This is a genomic window from Mycobacterium paraseoulense (assembly GCF_010731655.1).
Taxonomy (GTDB): Bacteria; Actinomycetota; Actinomycetes; order Mycobacteriales; family Mycobacteriaceae; genus Mycobacterium; species Mycobacterium paraseoulense.
This window is the reverse complement of record NZ_AP022619.1, coordinates 1473342-1491624: the sequence shown is the minus strand read 5'-3', so window position 1 is coordinate 1491624 and position 18283 is coordinate 1473342. Positions and strand designations below refer to the sequence as shown.

Annotated in this window: 19 protein-coding genes; 11 read left to right on the top strand and 8 right to left on the bottom strand. The window is 66.4% G+C overall.

Annotated elements, in window-relative coordinates; translation table 11 throughout:
- Positions 1-85: 85 nt before the first annotated feature.
- Positions 86-475, bottom strand: coding sequence for a DoxX family protein (locus G6N51_RS06700; RefSeq protein ID WP_083172062.1), 390 nt, complete (start codon positions 473-475; stop codon positions 86-88).
- 194 nt (positions 476-669) lie between these two features.
- Here G6N51_RS06700 and G6N51_RS06695 point away from each other — a divergent pair, with 194 nt between their 5' ends.
- Positions 670-1470: a hypothetical protein gene (locus G6N51_RS06695; RefSeq protein WP_083172063.1), complete on the top strand. Its 801-nt coding sequence runs from the start codon at positions 670-672 to the stop codon at positions 1468-1470.
- A 202-nt stretch (positions 1471-1672) separates the two neighbouring features.
- On the top strand, positions 1673-2848 hold the full coding sequence (locus G6N51_RS06690) for a thiolase family protein (RefSeq protein WP_083172105.1): 1176 nt from the start codon (positions 1673-1675) through the stop codon (positions 2846-2848).
- Between the two features lie 18 nt (positions 2849-2866).
- Here the strand turns inward: G6N51_RS06690 and G6N51_RS06685 are convergent, their stop codons facing one another.
- Entirely contained in the window at positions 2867-3460 is a 594-nt protein-coding gene (locus G6N51_RS06685; RefSeq protein ID WP_174814298.1) for a hypothetical protein, read from the bottom strand.
- Between the two features lie 124 nt (positions 3461-3584).
- On the opposite strand from G6N51_RS06685, the gene G6N51_RS06680 reads away from it, so the two are divergent.
- The 3 genes from G6N51_RS06680 to G6N51_RS06670 all read left to right on the top strand — a co-directional run bounded on the left by G6N51_RS06680 (position 3585) and on the right by G6N51_RS06670 (position 6250).
- On the top strand, positions 3585-4328 hold the full coding sequence (locus G6N51_RS06680) for a 3'(2'),5'-bisphosphate nucleotidase CysQ (RefSeq protein ID WP_083172064.1): 744 nt from the start codon (positions 3585-3587) through the stop codon (positions 4326-4328).
- An 860-nt stretch (positions 4329-5188) separates the two neighbouring features.
- Positions 5189-5632: a hypothetical protein gene (locus tag G6N51_RS06675; RefSeq protein WP_083172065.1), complete on the top strand. Its 444-nt coding sequence runs from the start codon at positions 5189-5191 to the stop codon at positions 5630-5632.
- 90 nt (positions 5633-5722) lie between these two features.
- Positions 5723-6250 carry a hypothetical protein gene (locus G6N51_RS06670; protein ID WP_142274967.1) on the top strand — a complete coding sequence of 176 codons (528 nt, stop codon included), beginning with the start codon at positions 5723-5725 and terminating at the stop codon, positions 6248-6250.
- A 12-nt stretch (positions 6251-6262) separates the two neighbouring features.
- Here the strand turns inward: G6N51_RS06670 and G6N51_RS06665 are convergent, their stop codons facing one another.
- The 3 genes from G6N51_RS06665 to G6N51_RS06655 form a co-directional block, all read right to left on the bottom strand.
- Positions 6263-6559 (bottom strand): hypothetical protein, encoded by a 297-nt coding sequence (locus tag G6N51_RS06665; protein WP_083172066.1) that lies wholly within the window; start codon positions 6557-6559, stop codon positions 6263-6265.
- A gap of 46 nt (positions 6560-6605) precedes the next feature.
- Entirely contained in the window at positions 6606-9374 is a 2769-nt protein-coding gene (locus G6N51_RS06660) for a helix-turn-helix transcriptional regulator (protein ID WP_142274968.1), read from the bottom strand.
- A 246-nt stretch (positions 9375-9620) separates the two neighbouring features.
- The gene (locus tag G6N51_RS06655) at positions 9621-10526 is read right to left on the bottom strand and encodes a haloalkane dehalogenase (protein WP_083172067.1); all 906 of its coding nucleotides are present in this window, start codon (positions 10524-10526) and stop codon (positions 9621-9623) included.
- A 114-nt stretch (positions 10527-10640) separates the two neighbouring features.
- On the opposite strand from G6N51_RS06655, the gene G6N51_RS06650 reads away from it, so the two are divergent.
- Positions 10641-11369: a DUF2652 domain-containing protein gene (locus G6N51_RS06650; protein ID WP_083172108.1), complete on the top strand. Its 729-nt coding sequence runs from the start codon at positions 10641-10643 to the stop codon at positions 11367-11369.
- A 4-nt stretch (positions 11370-11373) separates the two neighbouring features.
- Here G6N51_RS06650 and G6N51_RS06645 read toward each other — a convergent pair whose 3' ends face one another.
- Together G6N51_RS06645 and G6N51_RS06640 are read right to left on the bottom strand one after the other, a co-directional pair.
- Positions 11374-12582 carry a MalY/PatB family protein gene (locus G6N51_RS06645; RefSeq protein ID WP_083172068.1) on the bottom strand — a complete coding sequence of 403 codons (1209 nt, stop codon included), beginning with the start codon at positions 12580-12582 and terminating at the stop codon, positions 11374-11376.
- A gap of 33 nt (positions 12583-12615) precedes the next feature.
- A complete protein-coding gene (locus tag G6N51_RS06640) occupies positions 12616-13713 on the bottom strand; it encodes an NAD(P)H-dependent amine dehydrogenase family protein (protein WP_083172069.1) in 1098 nt (365 codons plus the stop codon).
- A 217-nt stretch (positions 13714-13930) separates the two neighbouring features.
- Here G6N51_RS06640 and G6N51_RS29605 point away from each other — a divergent pair, with 217 nt between their 5' ends.
- The 4 genes from G6N51_RS29605 (at position 13931) to G6N51_RS06620 (ending at position 16615) form a co-directional block, all read left to right on the top strand.
- Positions 13931-14140 (top strand): hypothetical protein, encoded by a 210-nt coding sequence (locus tag G6N51_RS29605; protein WP_083172070.1) that lies wholly within the window; start codon positions 13931-13933, stop codon positions 14138-14140.
- A 5-nt stretch (positions 14141-14145) separates the two neighbouring features.
- A complete protein-coding gene (locus tag G6N51_RS06630) occupies positions 14146-15213 on the top strand; it encodes an NAD(P)H-dependent amine dehydrogenase family protein (protein ID WP_083172071.1) in 1068 nt (355 codons plus the stop codon).
- A 45-nt stretch (positions 15214-15258) separates the two neighbouring features.
- The gene (locus G6N51_RS06625; protein ID WP_083172072.1) at positions 15259-16230 is read left to right on the top strand and encodes an LLM class flavin-dependent oxidoreductase; all 972 of its coding nucleotides are present in this window, start codon (positions 15259-15261) and stop codon (positions 16228-16230) included.
- A gap of 199 nt (positions 16231-16429) precedes the next feature.
- Positions 16430-16615, top strand: coding sequence for a hypothetical protein (locus G6N51_RS06620; protein WP_083172073.1), 186 nt, complete (start codon positions 16430-16432; stop codon positions 16613-16615).
- Between the two features lie 21 nt (positions 16616-16636).
- Here G6N51_RS06620 and G6N51_RS06615 read toward each other — a convergent pair whose 3' ends face one another.
- Positions 16637-17422, bottom strand: a complete 786-nt coding sequence (locus G6N51_RS06615) for a spirocyclase AveC family protein (protein ID WP_083172074.1) — start codon at positions 17420-17422, stop codon at positions 16637-16639.
- A 190-nt stretch (positions 17423-17612) separates the two neighbouring features.
- Here G6N51_RS06615 and G6N51_RS06610 point away from each other — a divergent pair, with 190 nt between their 5' ends.
- Positions 17613-18278 (top strand): TetR/AcrR family transcriptional regulator, encoded by a 666-nt coding sequence (locus tag G6N51_RS06610; protein ID WP_083172075.1) that lies wholly within the window; start codon positions 17613-17615, stop codon positions 18276-18278.
- Positions 18279-18283: the final 5 nt, after the last annotated feature.

Sequence of the window (18283 nt, the reverse complement as noted above, 5' to 3'; positions counted from 1 at the left end):
CACATGCGCATTGTCGCTGAGAGGCGGGCACTTCCAGTGTCCCGTCCGGCAGGGACGGCTGTGGCACATGTGACAGCCGTGGGCATCAGCCGTTGCGGCTGATCTTGAGCGCGGTGGTGACCATGGGAATCTGCAGCGGCAGCCGGGCCAGGGCGGCGGCCCGCATCGGCCAGGGCTTGTTCCACCACAACCGGCACATGTTGACGTTCGCCGGGAACACCCCGAGGAACAACACGGCCGCCGCGAGCGCGGCCGGTCTCCGGGTGCGTCGTGGCAGCAACGCCGCCCCGACGCCCAGTTCGGCCACTCCCGACGCGTAGGTGTAGAACCGGGGGCTCCCGGGCAGCTCGGCAGGCACGATGCCGTCGAACGGTTTGGGCGCCACAAAGTGCAACGTCCCAACGCCGAGGAGCATCGCCGCGACGCGGTAAGCGGCCCGCTGGGTGGTGTCACTCTGAGTGGGTGGTGCCGTCATCGACCCATTGTGTCGCAGGCTTCTGGCCGCTCATGAGTCGCCCGGCGCCACGGCCCAGCCTCCCGAAACTGTAGTGAAACCCCTGATGCGCTGCGGTCGTCCTGCTCAATAGCGTCGTGTTCGTCTGACGCCCAGCTGAAACCGAGAGCGGACCGGGCAGCGGCATTCGGACAGGGAAGGCGGAAGGACCTCTCATGCGCAGGCTCATGATCATTCGGAAAGGCGCATCGGTCATAGCCGCGGCGATTGGCGTTGCCGGGACATCGCTGCTGCCGGTCGCGTCCGCGGACACGCTGCCCAATGGGTACACCGTGACCTGCACGCCCAGCGGCAGCAGTTTGGTATGCAATTTCACGGGGTGCCCGCGTGTGAATGGCGACGAGGCCGGCGACGTGTTGCACCTCAGGACACCTGGTAACTCACAAGAAGAAATCAGCAAGGATTGCAACAACGCCGCGACTGAAACCTTCAACAACATTCCTGCCGATGGGCTGACCATTTCCGTTCAGGGCTGCCGCAAGCATCCCCTGGGTTCCGACGATTGCGGCGCGTGGTCGGATTACAAGTACACGCCGCCGGCCAAACCTGCCGCGCCGGCTGCCCCCGCGCCGGCGCCGGATCCAAACAGGCCGGTGAGGTGCACCGGTGACGGGCGGATATTGCCACCGGGTTCTGATTGCGGCAAGACGCCCGCGCCCGCGCCGGCGGCGGCGCCGGTGACCAACGCGATCCAGTTGTCGTTCGGTCCTCCGCATATCGGCGGCATCACGGCGACGGTTTCTAACTCGTCGGACCTGACTGCCACGTGCAGCTACCACTCGACGCCCATCGATCCTGGAATTCCCGACTTCACGGTTGGCCCGCACGCGAGCGCGAACGTGCCTATCAAGGGTTTCAACACCGGAACCAGCTACCACGTAACAGTCTCGTGCCACGATGCCAGCGGCAAGCAAACTCAGGAAATCGGTCACGCGGAGACGAATGTGACGTTCTAGTCGCCAGTCAACCCTGAACCGGAACTTGGATTCTCGGCGCTTGACGCGGTGCCTCGCGGGCGCGGGACTCCGCGGGCCGGTCCAGGGTTGGGGTCGTTACTATTGCCCATACGGTACTTGATACGATTGGCGGCGCGGCGTCCGACCGCACATCCCGCCAGCGCTGCCGACTGTGCAGCCCAGACCGTTCGAGGTTGAGAACATGGCCACACCCGTCATTGTCGGAGCGGTTCGGACCGCGATCGGCCGTTCCTTCAAGGGCACGCTCGTCAACACGCCGCCCGAGACGCTGATCACCTCGGTGCTTCCCGAGGTGGTCCGCAGGTCCGGCGTCGACCCGTCCGCGATCGACGACATCATCTTCGCCGAATCACACTACGGCGGTGGTGATTTGGCGCGTTATGCGGCGACCGCAACCGGCATGGAGGACATTCCCGGCCAGTCGGTGAACCGGCATTGCGCGGGCAGCCTGACCGCCATCGGCAACGCCGCGGCGCAGATCGGCTCCGGAATGGAACGCGTGCTCATCGCCGGCGGCGTGCAGTCGTTGTCGATGACACCGCTGACCAACTGGCGCATCCCCGGCCCGGAGCTGAAGTTCCAGGAGCAGTGGATGCCGCCGACCCACGTCGAGACGCCCGACGCTCCCGCCAAGGACATGTCCATCACCGTGGGCTGGAACACCGCGCAGGCGGTCGGCATCACCCGCGAGGAAATGGACTCCTGGGCCGCCCGGTCACATCAGCGCGCCATCGCCGCGATGGACGCGGGCAAGTTCGTCGACGAGATCGTCCCGTTGAAGGTCACGCAGCTCGACGGCTCGGTGATCGACTTCTCCGTCGACGAGCATCCCCGCCGTGACACCACCGTCGAAAAACTCGCCGCGCTCAAGGTGCTGCACCCCGAGATCGAGGGATTCTCGATCACGGCGGGCAACAGCAGCGGCACCAACGACGCGGCGGCGGCGGTGGCCCTCGTCGACCGCGAGTATGCCGCCGCCGAGAACCTCAACGTGATGGGCACGGTGCGGGCGTGGGCAGCAGCGGGCGTCCCGCCCCGGGACACCGGACTGGGTGCGGTCAAGGTGATCGGCAAGGTGTTGCAGCGGGCGGGTTTGTCGGTGGGCGATGTGGCGCTGTGGGAGATCAACGAGGCGTTCGCCTCGGTGCCGATCGCGGCGTGCCGGGAGTACGGCATCGACGAGGAGAAGGTCAACTTCTCCGGCAGCGGCTGCAGCCTCGGCCACCCGATCGCGGCCTCGGGGGCGCGCATGGTGACCACGCTGGCCTACGAGCTGGCGCGCCGGGGCGGCGGTATCGGTGTCGCGGCCATGTGCGCGGGCGGTGGCCAGGGCGGCGCCGTCGTCATCGAGGTCTAGCGGCGTCGTCGGCTCGAGCTAGTTGCAGAACGTGTAGCCGATGAATTGGGTCCCGCGGGTATCGCCGCTCGAGTAATTGGCGAAGTGCACGGCAGGCAGCCCGTTGTACTGGGCGTTCATCTTCTGCACGTTCGGCGGGGGGACGCCCTTGGGGAAGGCCAGGATCATGTCGGCAAAGATGTCCAGGCCCGCCTGGCAGATGGCTTCGCGCCGCGGTGGTTGCGGATTCCACGCATGTACGACAACCGGCTCGGTCAGCTGATACCCGGCCGCACAATTCGGGTCGCAGACCTTGAAGACGGCGGTGCCGGTCCCGTCGGCGCCCTGCGACCCCCACGAGCTCCACGACATGTCTTGCAGCGCAACGGCGACGCTCGCGCAGCCCAGCACGTTGAGCCGCTTCGGACGCTCGACCGGCGGAACGGACAGGTTGTAGCAGCCCGGGATCGCGAAGCTCTGCGGTGGGGGCGGCTGCGCGCTGGGTGGTGCGGCGTCTTGATGGCCCTGGGCGAGTTTCACCCCCGCCAAGGCGAGTACACCGCCCAGCGCGACCGCCGAGACGATGCCGATCACGATCAGACGCCCCCGTGGAATGCGTCCCAGTCGGCTCAACAAAGGAACGTTGCCCCCGCTCACGTTCAACAGATTACGACCGAACCGTTCCTCCCGGGGTGGTGCCCGTCGGCGTTGCCCAGGCAGGGTAAAGTTGGTCAACGCTACCAACTTAAGGATTGTGATGGCCCAGAATCTGACGGATGACCACGAACTGGCGGCGCGGTTGGCGACCGAGGCCGGGCGGCTCCTGCTCACGGTCCGCGAAGAGTTCGCCGATGCGGACGCAAGCGAGCGGAAAGCCGCGGGGGACAAGCGATCTCACGATTTCCTGATGGCGGCGCTCGCCGACGCGCGGCCCGAGGACGCGGTGCTGTCCGAGGAGGGGGCGGACAACCCGGTCCGATTGCGCTCGGAGCGAGTGTGGATCGTGGATCCGCTGGACGGCACGCGGGAATTCTCCGAACTCGGGCGCGACGATTGGGCGGTGCACGTCGCGCTGTGGGAGGCGGGCGAGCTGGTCGCCGGTGCGGTGGCATTGCCGGCGCAGGGCATCACCCTGGCCACTCCCGACGTCGATTCGCCACCCGCGGCGCCGGGCAAGCCGCGCATCGTGGTGTCCCGCACCCGCCCGCCCGCCATCGCCCTGACCGTCCGCGACGCGCTGGACGGGGTCCTGGTGGAGATGGGCTCGGCCGGAGCCAAGGTGGCGTCGCTCGTCCAGGGGTTGTCCGACGTCTACGTGCACGCCGGCGGCCAGTTCGAGTGGGACTCGGCCGCCCCGGTGGCAGTGGCCCGCGCAGCCGGTTTGCATACGTCTCGCATCGACGGCTCCGCGCTGGCCTACAACCAGCCGGACCCCAAGTTGCCCGATCTGGTGGTCTGCCGGCCCGAGCTGGCCGAAGCCGTGTTGGCGGTCACCGGCTGACATGTAAAGCCTTCCGCGGGGCTGTCGATGCGCGAAAATGTAGTGAAACCCCTGATGTGACGGACGTTCCCGGACCATAGCGTCGAATATCGCAACGCTTATTCACCGGAGAGGGATCCGAACGTGTTCAGGGGTCAAGCCGTGGCGGCCGGTCTGTCTTTGTCCGCGGTCATCGGCGCAATTGCAGTCGGCGTTCCGGCGCTGGCACCCGCCGACGGCGGATGTCCCAACGATCTGGTCCCACGCAACGCGCGTCCGGGTGATCAGGTGTGCGTTACCAAACAAGTTGCCGCTGAAATCGCACAGGAGAACGCCAACGCTGCCAACCTCCGCGAGCCGAACGGGGGCGCATACGGGCCCCAGACCTGCAAGTCGGGATATGTCTGGCGCGAGGCCTTTGACGGGGATGCCGTGTGCGTCGTTCCGCAGCGCCGCCAAGAAACGTGGAACGAGAATGCCGGCGCGGGGTACGGCCCAACCGGCGGGAATCCGTATGGGACCAGACCGCCGGACGTGACCCATCCCAACGTCCCGGTTGTTCCCTTAGGGCCGAGCCAGCCGGTAGGCACCCCACCCCCGCCGACACCAGGCGCTCCACCGCCGGGATCGCCCGGGCAATCACACCCGCCGGCTCCTCCCGGTGCGACCACTTCCAACGCTCCGCCGAACAACGTAACCACCGCACGCCCGACGCCCAACGTCACGACGCCCTTGCCGAGCCCCAAGGCGACCACTACCCAACCGCCGTCGACGACAACGAAGAAGCCGTCCTGCGATCCCAAGGTCGATATCTGTGTCAACTAGCGTTTCGGTGAAATACATTGTGCGATAGCAGAATTGGCCTTTATGTTGTGGTCGGGATGCTGGCTGCGGCCGCCGCCGCTGTGGGATACCTGCGAGGCGAAGTGCCGGGAAGGTACGGCCTGATCTCGACGTCCACCCCGTCGGCGCCGCCGGCGATTCCGCTGATGCCGAATGGTCAAGGATACGTGCGCGTGCAAACCACGTCGGGATCGACCGGCTGTTCGATCAACACGGAGCTGGTTGCCTGCCAAACTGCGGCGAACAAATGGCCTACGACGCCAGGAGGGCGGCATTACCACGCCGTCAGTGTCACATCCGATGGCCAATTGCACTGGGTGGAAGCCGATCTCGGTGCGCTTGAAGGTCGCGTTGCGCTCGATGATCAGACCTACAGTGCACAGGGATGGACCATTGTCGCCACCCCGGAGAGCACGCGGTTCACCAATGATCGCAGCGGTCATGGCATGTCGGTTAGCGATCAAAGTGTGACATCGTTTTGAACCCCTCAAGGCTTCCGAAAGTGTAGGGGCAAACCTGATTCGGCGACCGATTCGGGAAAGTAACGTTGAGAACGAGTGTTAGGAGTCCTCATGAGGACGAATATCAAGCGGGTGGTGCTCGCGACGGTGCTGTTGAGCAGTACGGTGGTCGGTTGCCAATCGCACACGAATACCGCAAGTGGTGCGCAAAGCGGTTCGGCCAACGCAGCCCCGAGCGCAAGCAAGTCCGCCAAGCCGATCGATGCGTGCTCCATGCTGTCATCGCAAGATATTTCAGGCCTATTGGGCGTGGCCGTCCAAGGCAAGTCGACCGGCAGTGATCCACAGATGGGTGACTGCTCCTGGGAGAACCCATCGACGATGGAATCGATATCACTTCAAATCAGCAATCCCGGCACGGCACGCAATAACACCTTGCCCCCACCGGAAGCTGGCTTCCCCGACCCGTCGAAGCCGGGGCCCGATGGCATGCGCCTGCTGGGCGGCGGCCAAGTCGAGTTCGCTGCCGGCAACAGGGTCAACACGATTCAGGTTGCGGTGCTGAGACTTTCTCCGGACCAGGCCAATTCGGCCGCGATTGACCTCGCGCGAAAGATCAGCCCTCTGGTGCCCCAGTAACGTGGGCCGCGATCAACAATCGACATGCCTCGCCCAGCCAACAGCAGCGCTGACCCGTTCAGCGGGCGCACCGGCGTCGTCGCAGAGCTGCGCAACAGCATCAGCCGATTCGGCCGCGAAGACGCCGAAAGCGTAATCGTCGTCCGGGACCGCCATCGCCATCAGCAATCGGATCGGCTCACCGCGGGCCGAGGCCGAAGCGGCGCCATCGTTGAGACGGCCAGCGGTCTCGCCGATCGAGCGCCCGGGCGCCCGGGCGCCATACCACTCGACGAGGAACCGCTCCGCTTCTGCGTCCATGAGACTCATCGCCTCACGTTATCGATCCGCACCGCGCCTGACATCAGGGATCTTCCTACTCTTTGGGCGATGCTGGGTCGTTTGTGGATTCGAGTGCTCGGTAGAGCTCCATGCGGGAGCGGATGCCGAGTTTGCGGTAGATGCGGCTGAGGTTGACCTCGACGGTTTTGGGGCTGATGAACAGTGCGGCGGCGATGTCGCGGTTGGTCATGCCTGAGACCGCCAGGTCGGCGACGCGTTGTTCGGACGGAGTTAGTCCCTCGGCTCGGCGTCGACCCGACATGCCTCTAGCGAGTTCGGCTCTGACGCGGTCGGCCCACAAGGTGGTCCCGAGTTCTTCGAAGGTTTGTAAAGCCTCGCGCAGTGTGGCTGCCGCGGCGTCGCGGTGGCGCTGGCGTCGTTGGAGTTGACCGAGCAGTAGTTGCGTGCGGGCGCGTTCAAACGCCATGGGCAGGCGTTCGTGTTCCGTCATTGCGCGTTCGGCGGTGGCGGTGGCCGCGGCCAGGTCGCCGCGTCCGGCGAGTAGCATCGCCCGACAGCGCGCACCCACGGCTAGCATCCATGCGCGGTCCAGCCGAGTGCCGTTGCGTTCCAGGGCTGCTACCAACGGCTCAGCCTCATCAAAACGGCCGAGACCGATCAACGCCTCCGCGGCGTCCGGAATGAAAGAGGCCGAAATAATCTCCGTGGCTTCGGGGAAGATCTGCGTCAGGGGCAACAGCGGCGCGAGCGCGTTGACCGCGGCCTGGTAGTCACCGCATGACACCTCTACGAAACCCCTCAGGGTCGCCGGCCATTCGGCGAGCCGCATGGAGCCGCACCGTTGCGCGGCCACGATCGAGTCGCGAAGATCGCGGCGGGCGTCGTCCACACGGCCTTCGTAGGCGGCGACGGCGGCCCGAATCGTCAGCGCTATGAACAGGGGGAAGTCACCGCCGAGCTGCGCAGCAAGCTCCATCGTTTCGTCGGCGATTATCGCCGCGTTCGTCAGGTCACCGCGCCAGATATCGATCAGCGCGAGGTGGAACGCGGCAAAGATCAGCTCGCCTTCCTCACCCCGGGTGATACAGCTTTGGCTCACCGCCGCCATCTCCTGGTGGGCGCCTTCAAGCTCACCCGTCCACGCGCGCAACAGTGTCAGCTGCACGCTGGGGCGAAAGGCCAACGGCACCTGTGGGTCTCGCTGTTCAAGGTTGGTGGCGCGTTGTAGGGTGGGCTTGTCGAAGCCGCGACCGCCCATGAAATCCATCATCGCGCGCATGCCGAGGGCGGGACTGAGCAGCGGCGCGATATCCAGGCGTTCGGCTTCGACGACGGCTTGCTGAACCCGCTCGTAGGCCTGCCCGGGCCGCCCCGCGTTGAGCAGGGCGAATGACAAGGTGATCAGAATGCGCACCCGCAGTTCGGCGTCGTCGGCGCTATCGACCAGTCCGGCTTCGAGCAGCTCGGCCGCCTCGAGGAAGCTGTCGTCGTACAGGCGAACCAGCCCGAGAATGTGCAAAGCCTCCGCACGCACTGGGCCCGCCGGTAGCTCTGCGACGACGTTGTCGAGGATCTGCCTCGCATGTGTGGGATCGCTGGCATCAAAATAATATGTCGCACAACGAATTCGCCGAGCCGGGTCATTGGCGCCGAGGTCTATGGCCAGCTCCAGCAATTCGGCTGCAGCGGCGGGAGCTCCTCTGCCGCGGGCGATCTCCGCGGCCGCATCAAGGGCTGCTATGGTCTGCTGCTCGCCGGTGGGATCGGACAACGCGAGGTGGCGGGCGTGCAATTCGGGTTCGGTGATGAGGTCGGCCAATCGTCTGTGCATGGCGCGACGGACAGGCGGACGGGCACCGCTGTACACGCCGTGCGCCAAAACCGGGTGGGTGAAGCGGAGCCGGTTTCCGTCGATTGCCACCACAGCGCGATTTTCGGCCTCCGCGAGCAACTCGACGACGCGGTCCGGTGTGGCGCCGAGTGCTTGGGCGACAAGCTGCACCGTCGGGTCAGGAAGGCTGGCCATCGCAAGCATCGCGTCTTTGGCCGATGGGGCGAGCTGGCCGATCCGCGATCTGACCAGGTCGTCAAGGCTACCCGGCAGGCTTAACTCGCTGGTGCGAGTATGGGCGCTGATTTCACGCGCCAACTCCAACGCGAAAAACGGATTGCCGCCTGCTATTTCGTGGATACGCAATAGCAGGGGACGGCTCAGCGAAAGTCCCAGGTGAAGCAGGAGGACCTGGCGCAATTCGCCAACGGTCAATGGCTGCAACCGGAGTCGACGCACGGCGTCAGGGCTCGGCAGCTGCAGTCGCGATGCGGCTTCTTCGATGCGCGTCGTACACAACAGGGCCGCACCAGCCGGAAGCCTCCGCGCCGCGAACGACACGACGTTGGCGCTGGACGTATCGAGCCACTGAAGGTCGTCGATCGCGATCAGCAGCGGTCCCCGGGCGGCGAGCCGGTCGGTGACAGCGAGGAAGGCGGCCGCCACCGCCCGGGCATCGATGTTTTGCGCGTCATCGCGCCGGCGGAGCAGGGCGGCATCCAAGCCTTCACGCTGCGGCGCTGGCAAGTCAGCCCATATCGACTCGTCGAGTTCGCTCAGCAGGTCCGCCATGGCGGTGTAGGCCAGCACCGATTCGGCGGCGGCCGTGCGGCTGGTAAGCACGCGGAAGCCGCGACGGCTGGCCCGGCTCACGGCATCCAGCCACAGCGTCGTCTTCCCGATGCCGGGGTCGCCGGTGATGAAGATGGCGCGCTGCTGTTGGGGCGCCGAATCGAGGAATTCGGTGAGAGACTGCTCTTCTGCCTGCCGGCTTACAAAGCGCTCCAGCATCATCGATCCGTGCCTGGCCCTCAGAAGGTCCAGTCGGCCCGGGTGCAATCAGCACGAACGAAGCGTGTGAACATTTGTTGTTCCCCATATGAGGTTGCTTTGAACAGTTAACCAGCGTATTCAAGCGGCGCGAAAGTCCCCACTCGTATGCTCAATCTGGCAAGTCGCTGAAGGCTGGCTGTGTCGCCGCCTTGGAAGGCCATTTTGGCGGTCACCCGCTGATCCGCAGTGGGGCCGGTTGGTTGGTCAGCGCAGGGCTTGCTGCCAGGACAGGATGCGTTCGGCGAGTTCGGGTCCGGAGTCTTCCTGGATGAAGTGACTGGCGTTGATGCGGGCGTGCGGCTGGCCCGCGGCGCCGGGGACGTGCTGGATCAGGGGGCGGTCGGCCCGCCCGAGGATCGGGTCGCGCGCGCCGAAGATCGCGAGGAACGGTTTCTCCCATTGGCCCAGCGATTTCCATGCGGCCCTATTCGCCGGGATCGCTGGATCGTCCGGTGAGGTCGGCACCAATTGGGGGAAGGCGCGGGCCCCGGCCTGATAGGTCTTGTCGGGAAACGGCGCGTCGTAGCCTGCCCGCACCCGGGCGGGAACCCGCCGGACGGTCCCGACCGAGACGATGCGGCCGGCGGGCAACACGGGGGAGTAGCGCGCGAACGCCCGCCAAGCGTAGAAGGCGGGTGGCGTCGGACGATCCGCGGTGGGCAGGAAACCGTTCGCGACCACGAGCCGGGCGATGCGGTCGCCCTGCTCGGCGGCGATGCGCAGCCCGATCAGCGATCCCCAGTCCTGCACGAACAGCGTCACGTCCTTGAGGTTCAGGCGCTCGAACCAGGAGCTCACCCATTCGACGTGCCGCTGGTAGGTGTAGTCCTCGATCCGGCCGGGCTTGTCCGAGCGGCCGAAGCCGATCAGGTCGGGCGCGAGCACGCGGTTCCCGGCGTCGGCCAGCGGCTGGATCATGGTCCGGTAGAGATAGCTCCAGGTGGGTTCGCCGTGCAGCAACACGATCGGCGGGCCATCGGCCGGGCCCTCATCGAGGAAATGCATGCGTAGCGACTGGGTGTCGCTGGCCGCCACGTCAACGTAGTTCGCTACGAACGGATAGCCCTCCAGGTTTTCGAATCGGAAGTCCGGGGTTCGTAGCACATGCATATTCAGCTCCTCCGGTGGGCGGGCGCCTCTGTTAGCCTCTCTCGGCGACGCGAGTTCGTCTAGGGGGAGATTTCATTGGGCTAGACGCCGAGTGGACATTAAACTGGCTTGTTCATGGCGATTCGGCGCGCGGTCCTGATCATTGCCGACATCGGCGGCTACACCCACTACATGCAATGGAACCGCACCCACCTGGCACACGCGCAACTGACGGTGGCGGGGCTGTTGGAGTCGGTGATCGACGCGGGCAGGGGCCTGAAGCTGGCGAAGCTGGAGGGAGACGCCGCGTTCTTCTGGGCGCCCGACGGCGACGCCAAAGTGCTGGTGTGTGACCGGCTGGCCCGAATGCGGGCGGCGTTCATCGCGCGCCGAGAGCGCTTCCAGAAGGACCTCGCCTGCGAATGCGCCAGTTGCGCGCAACTGGACAAGTTGTCGTTGAAGTTCGTCGTCCATCAGGGTGAGGTGGCCGAACAACGGGTGAAGCGTCACCTGGAGCTGGCGGGCTTCGACGTCATCCTGGTGCATCGCATGCTGAAAAACCTCGTGCCAGTGGTCGAATACATTCTGATGACCGATCCCGTGGCGGCTTGCCTCGACGAACCGTTGCGCGCGCAATGCACACCATTGATCCACACGTTCGACGACATCGGGGAAACGTCGACGCACTACATCGACCTTGCGACGTCGCAGGCTTCCCTTCCCGCCGCCGAGTCCAACTTCTTTCGCCGTCTCGGGGCGACGATGAAGCTCGAGTTGAACTCGCTGCCGTTCGTGCTTGGGTTCAGGGAGCCCGCCAAGGGCTTCCGCAACCTTGGCCGCGGCGCCGAGGAGATCCCCGCCTAGCGCGCTAGGCGATATCGCCGAGCGCCCGGCCCATCCGGGACACGGCCTCGGTGAGAATGCTCGGGGAGGTCGCGAAGTTGAGTCGCACGTGCCCCGCCCCGCCGGTTCCGAAGACGTGGCCCGAACTGAGCGCCACCCGGGCGTGGTCGAGGAACCACCGGGCGGGCCCCGACAGATCGGCAACCACCGCAAGGCCGGCGGCGGCCTCCTCGACGAAACCGAGCTCCCGGCAATCCAGCCATGCCAGGTAAGTCCCTTGTGGCCATAGGTATTTCACCGTCGGCAAGTGCTCGGCGACCAGCTCACCGAGCAGGCCCCGGTTGCGGTCCAGGCCGCGCAGCAGCTCGTCGAGCCACTCACCACCGGTGCGGAAGGCTTCGGCGTGGGCGATGACGCCCAGGTGGCTCGGCCCGTGACTGACCTCTTCCGGCATCCGGTGCAGGTCCGCGGCCGCCTCGGGGCCGGCGATGGCCAACGCCGCCTTGAGGCCCGACAGGTTCCAGGCCTTGGAGGCCGACGTCAGGGCCAAGGCGTTCTCGGCACCGGGGACGGTCAGGTACGGGGTGAAGCGCGCCCCCGAGAGGACGACGGGCGCGTGGATCTCGTCGGAGACCACCCGGACGCCGAACCGGCGGGCCAGTTCGGCGACCGCGCCGAGTTCGTCCACGGTGTGCACCGACCCGGTGGGGTTGTGCGGATTGCACAACAGGTAGGCGACCTTCGCCGTCTTTCCGGCCGATGCGCGGGCACGCGTGAACGCTTCCGCCAAGGCGCCCAGGTCAATTCGGCCTTCGCCGTCAAGCGGCGCCTCGACGATTCGACGCCCGTCGTGAGCGATGAACGCGTAGAACGGGGCGTACACCGGCGGGTTGACGATGACGGCGTCACCAGGGTCGGTGACCAGACGTAACAGCTGGACGGCGCCGAGCATGACGTCCGGGACGATCGCGGTGCGGCTGACGTCCAGGTCGTGCCACTGCCAACGCTGGGACGCGAATTGACTGACCGCTTCGGCCAGCGCGGTGCCGCATGGGTATCCGGTGTCGCCGTTGTCGATGGCCGTCCGCAGCGCGTCGGCAACGGTGGGGGGCAGCATGACGTCCATCTCGGCGACCCACAGCGGTAGGACGTCGGCGGGATGCGCGCGCCATTTCATGCTGGTGCGACGCTGCAGCTGCTGCAGCGTGAGCTCCTCGAGGGGGTTAACGGTCACTCCGGCAGACTAAGCCGAGTCGGCCGTCCCGGATCAACCCCTGGCGAACGCGTGCCTCGGGATCGTCAACGGCAGGTCCACCGAACTGAGCAATCCCGGTTCCGCCGCAACGACATACGGCACGGCGTTGACGACGCGCATCGCGGTGGCGACCATCGCGCCGGCGCCGGAGGTCATCCCGCCAACTCCGGCCTTGCGTGGGTCCTTGAGCGTCGCCGCCAAGGTGCAGTCGATGTCGGGGTCGCCGCTGATCATGACGCGGTAGGACAGGTCGCCGATCCCGGTCGGCCAGTCCGGGGCGACGTCGTGCGCGAGCCGGGTGACGTGCTCGATGACGATGGCCTCCCGGCCGTCGACGACGCCGATCGCCCGCATCCGCAGGGCGCCGCACGTGCCGGCCTCGACGGTGCCCATGGCGACCTCCAGCGTCCGGTGAGTGACTGCGCGGTCGAAATATTCGCGGACTTCCTGGACTTCGACGCCGAGCGCGTCGGCAACCAACCGGATCTGCCCCTGCCATTCGCCGGCGATCGCGCCCGGGAAGCCGATCCAGGGCTGATAGTCGAGCGGCCGGCCGAAACCCAGCGCGTCGCTCATGATGTCGGGGACGCCGTAGTCGTCGTAGAGGCCGATCTCGAACGCGTGGATCTTGTCGATGGACGACGACTGGGTGGACAACACGAGCGGCAGGTAGTCCGCGGCGAAGCCGGGCTCGATCCCCGACGCGTAGAGCGACACCTGGCCCTGCTTGGCCGCGGCGACCAGTTGGTCGCGCCACTCGGCGGGTTCGTAGGCGTGCGGGTTGACCAGTCGGGTGGTGCTGGTCGTGACGACGTTGATGCCGGACTCCAGCAGCCTGACGTAATCCGGGATGGCCAGCGCGTCGCGTTCCGGGCCGCTGGCGGCGTAGATCACGCAGTCGGGTTTCAGCGCAATCAGCGCCTCCGCGTCGGTGGTGGCTTTCAGCCCGATCGGCTCGCCGTTGGCGAGTTCGCCGGCGTCCTTGCCGTCCTTCTCCGGCGAGTGCACCCACACACCGACCAAGTCCAGATTGGGGCGATGCTGGATGGTGCGGATGGCGATCGATCCGATGCCGCCGGTTGCCCACACCGCCACGCGATGAGTCGTCATCTTGTTTCCTCCTCAGGTGCGTGCGCGGTGAAAGCTGAGGCGGCCGTTGCCCTTTACGCCGGCAGTTACCCAACGTTCGATTCGGAAGCTAGCAGCCGCGAGCAACCGGGGTCAAGGGTTAAGAGAGCACGCGCTATCTTAACGAACAAATTTTAGGTTAGTCTGCAGCCGTGCGGGTATTTCAGCCGATTCCCAGAGGCGACGTGGGCGGGCGCTGATGTTCACCCTTCGGTTCGACATGCGTGCGCCGAGTTGGGCCGGGCCGGCCGCCGATCTCTATGCCGCCGCCATCGACATGTGCGCGTGGGCGGAAACACGTGGCGGTCGGCCGTTGCCACTGCACCCGCTGCGCGGTGGGGTCGCGCCCGATGTCGCGTGGCCGTACCTAGAGCGCGCGGCGGCCGCCGCCCGGGCAAACGACCAGTAAGGAGAATGCCGGTGCGTGTTGTCGTGTGGTCCACCGGGGGAGTCGGGACAATCGCGATCGACGCCGTCGCCCGCCGGCCCGACCTGGAACTCGTTGGCGTGTGGGTGTATTCGCTGGACAAGGTCGGCAGGGATGCTGGCGAATTGGCCGGTGGCGAACCGCTGGGCGTGAAGGCCACCAACGACGCCGATGCGCTGATCTCCCTGTCGCCCGACTGCGTGGTGTACGCGGCGAGCGGTCCCGAACGTGACGGGGCCGCCGTGCCCGACTACCTGCGGCTGCTGGAGGCCGGGATCAACGTCGTGTCGACGTCGTCGACGAGCCTGGTGTACCCGCCGTCGTATTTCGCCCCCGACTGGCGCGACCAACTCGAGGCGGCGGCCAAGGCCGGCGGCGCTTCGTTCTACGTCTCGGGCATCTTTCCCGGCTTTGCGTCCGACCAGCTCGCCCTGCTGATGACAACGCAGTCCAAGAACATCCGTACCATCACGGCCAGCGAGGTCGCGCTCAACGACCACTACCCGGTCGCCGACGTCATGATGGACGGGATGGGGTTCGGGCGCCCGCCGGATTTCGAGCCGATGCTCAAAACGCCCGGTTTCATCGAAATGGCCTGGCGGGCACCGATATACCTGATCGCCCAGGGTCTTCGGGTGGAGGTGGAGCAGGTGCGCGGTTCGCTCGACCGCCGGTTGACCGATCGCGACATCGAGGTGGCGTTCGGCACCATCGCGGCGGGCACCTGCGGTGCCGTGCGGACCCGGGCCGCCGGGGTGGTCAACGGCCGCGAAGCCATCGTGATCGAACACGTGATCCGGATGGCCCGCGATGTCGCACCCGACTGGCCGACCTCGGACTTCGACGCGACCTATCGCGTCGACATCGAAGGCGATCCCGACATCCACTGCGTGATGACGCTCGGGGCCGCAGAGGGCCACGCCGCCGGACATGCCGCGATGGTGTCGACGGCCATGCGGGTGGTCAACGCGATTCCGTACGTCGTGGACGCGCCCCCCGGCCTGCTGAGCTCGCTGGACATTCCCACGACGCTGCCGCTTTACGCCTTCGACTGAACGTGTAACGTGCACCACAGAGTTTAGGCCACCTAGGAGTTTGCCGTGTACACGCTGCGCTTCGACATGCGCGACCCTCAATGGGCCGCGCCCCCAACCGATCTGTACGCCACGGCACCCGAAATGTGCGCCTGGGCCGAAGAACACGGCGGTCTGGCCACCGTGCTCTGCGAACACCACGGGTCCGAGGACGGCTACCTGCCATCACCGCTGTTGCTGGCCTCAGCGGTGGCCGCGCGGACCCAGCGTCTGGCGCTGAGCCTGATCCTGATTCTTCCGTTCTACGAAACCGTCCGTCTCGCCGAGGACATGGCGGTCCTCGACATCATCAGCAACGGGCGGGCGTCCTACATCCTGGCTTTGGGCTACCGGCCCGAGGAGTTCGAGCACTTCGGCGTGCCGATCAAGACCCGTGGCCGCCTCTGCGACGAGAAACTCGCGCTGTTACGGCGGTTGCTTGCCGGTGAGACCGTCGTCGAAGACGGACGGCGGATCTCCGTGACACCGCGCCCCCTGACTCCCGGGGGCCCGGGGCTGATGTGGGGCGGCGGAACTCTGGCCGCGGCCCGGCGGGCGGGCAGGTACGGCCTGGGCATGCTGGGCAACGCCAACGCGCCGGGCATGCAGGAGGCGTACGAAGAGGCTTGTCGCGAGCACGGCCATCAGCCCGGGCCGACATTCTTTCCCGACCGCGACACGCCCTCTGTCGTCTTCGTCGCGGACGACGTGGAGCGGGCGTGGAAGGAGATCGGCGAGCACCTGCTGCACGATGTGCGCACCTATGCCGCGTGGAATCCCGGGGACGAGACCACGGCGGGATTCAGCCACGTCAACACCGTGGACGAGTTGCGCGCGACCGGGAAATCGCACGTGATTATCTCTGTGCCCGAGGCGGTTTCGCGGGTCCGCGCCGGCCAGGTGCTCAACTTGTCGCCGCTGTGCGGCGGACTGCCACCGGACATCGCGTGGCCGTATCTGAAGCGCGTGGGTGAGGTCGTGCTGCCCGAGGCTCTTTGAACGCCGATATTGGCTTTGTACTTCGCCAAGGTGGGTCTCGCGAGTAACCGGATCAGCCCGAGCCTGAGATTCTTCCGCGATATGAATTCGGCCGCACGGGCGACGCATCTCTGCCATTCCTGAGGACTGATGTGTTGGTTGATGAGCGGCACAATATTCCGCTCTTCGTCGGCGATGGCGCAGCGACCTTCGGGGCCTCGTGCAGCTGCTCGCGGAAGCCGGGCCGCTCCGCGTCTCCATCGACGACCCAGTGGACCTGTGGTGGGCGCTCGGCCTCCCCGCCGGGCCGTACCGCGCACTGACCGTCGACCGAAGATGGAGCGACCGACGGGCGTGGGCCGCACTCATCGACATCGTGGCCCGCGCCCTCTTCGACGAGGCATAGCCGACGGTCCGCCGTCTCCGCTTACTTGGGTTGGTTCGGCACGCCCGGGAACAACTGCTCCGTCGGCCCCGCGGTCACCCAGCCGCCCAACTTCGTCACCAGGTGCGGCGCGAAAACCGCGCCATAGAGCACGTTTCCGACGACGACCACGGCGACGACGGACAGCAGCGACGAGCCCAGGCGGCTCTTCGCCCTGTTCTCGGCCCACATCTCGATGACGTTTCGACCTTGCGGGTCGGTGCGGCCCAGCAGGTAGGTGAAGACCATCATCTGGATCGCCATCGCGAGGGAGTCGTACAGCGGGTACTGATGGACGGTGCCCTCGCGGATCGCCAGCCCGGGAATGACCCGGCCGTAGTAGAACACGCCGAGCTTGGCGCCCAGGAACCCGTTGAAGAACAGCGCCCAGCAGAAGCCGACGATAAGACCGACCACCAACAGCGTTGGGGGCCTGCGCCATCCGAACCGTCGGCTCAACCATCGCCCGAGCGCCGTGCCCGTCACGGCCGGCAGCACGAAATAGGAGATGTAGCCGACCGGAACGAACAACGGCAGTCCACCCCACGTCACGTTCAACGGCCACCACGACGGCATGCGGGGGATAGCAGGTGGGAACTGCGCGTACATCGCCCAGTCGTAGGGCGCCTCGATCCACGAAAACGACATCGCCGATATGCACAGCAGCAGGAGCGGATGTAGGCGGCGGCGCCGAACGCTGAGGTACACGCCGAGGGCGGTGAACCCGATACCCCCGATCAGCGCGAAGTCACTGGCCGCCTGCATCACGGGCGTCATCTGGGAGCTCACCGGTCGTGGCCTTGAGTCCGGCGTGCCTGCGGGTCAAAGCGCAGCACCAGCCCGAATATCAGGGCGATCAGCCCGAACAACGTGCCCAGCATGATGACGGCGCCCACGGTTGCACCCCTTCCAACGCTCGACTCTTTAGATAGTGCACACTATCCTAAAAGCAGTCAACAATCGGGCGAGGAGCGAAACTGTGCCCCAGCGGCCACCCAGGACGAAGCCCGGCGCGGCGGAAGAGCCGGCCCCGGCGAACCGCCGCCCGCGAGGCGCTCCGCGCCAGCTGCTGCTCGACAGCGCCCGGGCCCGCTTCGCCCGCCAGGACTACCGCAGCACGACGACGCGTGAAATCGCCCAGGCCGCAGGCGTTACCGAGCATCTGTTGTTTCGGCACTTCGGTTCGAAGGCGGCGCTGTTCCGCGAGGCGCTCGTCCAGCCGTTCACCGACTTCGTCGACGAGTTCGGCCGGACCTGGCAATCGGTGGTCCCCGAGGAGACCGACGAGCAGGAGCTGGCCCGGCACTTCGTCGGAGCGCTCTACGACGTGTTCGTCGAACATCAGGGTCTGCTGCTGACGCTGATGGCGTCCGAGGCGCTGAGCGAGGAGGAGAAGACCGACGCCGGCATCGCGGAGATCAGGCGGGCGGTCACGGCGCTCGGTGAGATCAGCGCGGAGGGCATGCACCTGCGGGGTCTGCGGTCCGATCATCCCGACCTGCCCGCTCACTCGACGGTGGCGATGATCGCCGGGATGGCCGCGTTGCGCTCCACCTACTTCGGCACCAAGCCGCCATCTCGAGAGGTGATCGTCGAAGAACTCACCCAGGCGATCCTGCACGGCTTTTTACACCGAAACGACTGAGCGAA

Excerpts from the sequence above, each read along its gene's own strand:
- G6N51_RS29605 (WP_083172070.1), top strand. The coding sequence starts at position 13,931 with ATGTTCACCCTTCGGTTCGACATGCGTGCGCCGAGTTGGGCCGGGCCG.
- G6N51_RS06660 (WP_142274968.1), bottom strand. The coding sequence starts at position 9,374 with ATGCTGGAGCGCTTTGTAAGCCGGCAGGCAGAAGAGCAGTCTCTCACC.
- G6N51_RS06640 (WP_083172069.1), bottom strand. The coding sequence starts at position 13,713 with ATGACGACTCATCGCGTGGCGGTGTGGGCAACCGGCGGCATCGGATCG.
- G6N51_RS06700 (WP_083172062.1), bottom strand. The coding sequence starts at position 475 with ATGACGGCACCACCCACTCAGAGTGACACCACCCAGCGGGCCGCTTAC.
- G6N51_RS06695 (WP_083172063.1), top strand. The coding sequence starts at position 670 with ATGCGCAGGCTCATGATCATTCGGAAAGGCGCATCGGTCATAGCCGCG.
- G6N51_RS06665 (WP_083172066.1), bottom strand. The coding sequence starts at position 6,559 with ATGAGTCTCATGGACGCAGAAGCGGAGCGGTTCCTCGTCGAGTGGTAT.
- G6N51_RS06650 (WP_083172108.1), top strand. The coding sequence starts at position 10,641 with ATGGCGATTCGGCGCGCGGTCCTGATCATTGCCGACATCGGCGGCTAC.
- G6N51_RS06655 (WP_083172067.1), bottom strand. The coding sequence starts at position 10,526 with ATGCATGTGCTACGAACCCCGGACTTCCGATTCGAAAACCTGGAGGGC.
- G6N51_RS06690 (WP_083172105.1), top strand. The coding sequence starts at position 1,673 with ATGGCCACACCCGTCATTGTCGGAGCGGTTCGGACCGCGATCGGCCGT.
- G6N51_RS06670 (WP_142274967.1), top strand. The coding sequence starts at position 5,723 with ATGAGGACGAATATCAAGCGGGTGGTGCTCGCGACGGTGCTGTTGAGC.
- G6N51_RS06675 (WP_083172065.1), top strand. The coding sequence starts at position 5,189 with ATGCTGGCTGCGGCCGCCGCCGCTGTGGGATACCTGCGAGGCGAAGTG.
- G6N51_RS06680 (WP_083172064.1), top strand. The coding sequence starts at position 3,585 with ATGGCCCAGAATCTGACGGATGACCACGAACTGGCGGCGCGGTTGGCG.
- G6N51_RS06630 (WP_083172071.1), top strand. The coding sequence starts at position 14,146 with ATGCCGGTGCGTGTTGTCGTGTGGTCCACCGGGGGAGTCGGGACAATC.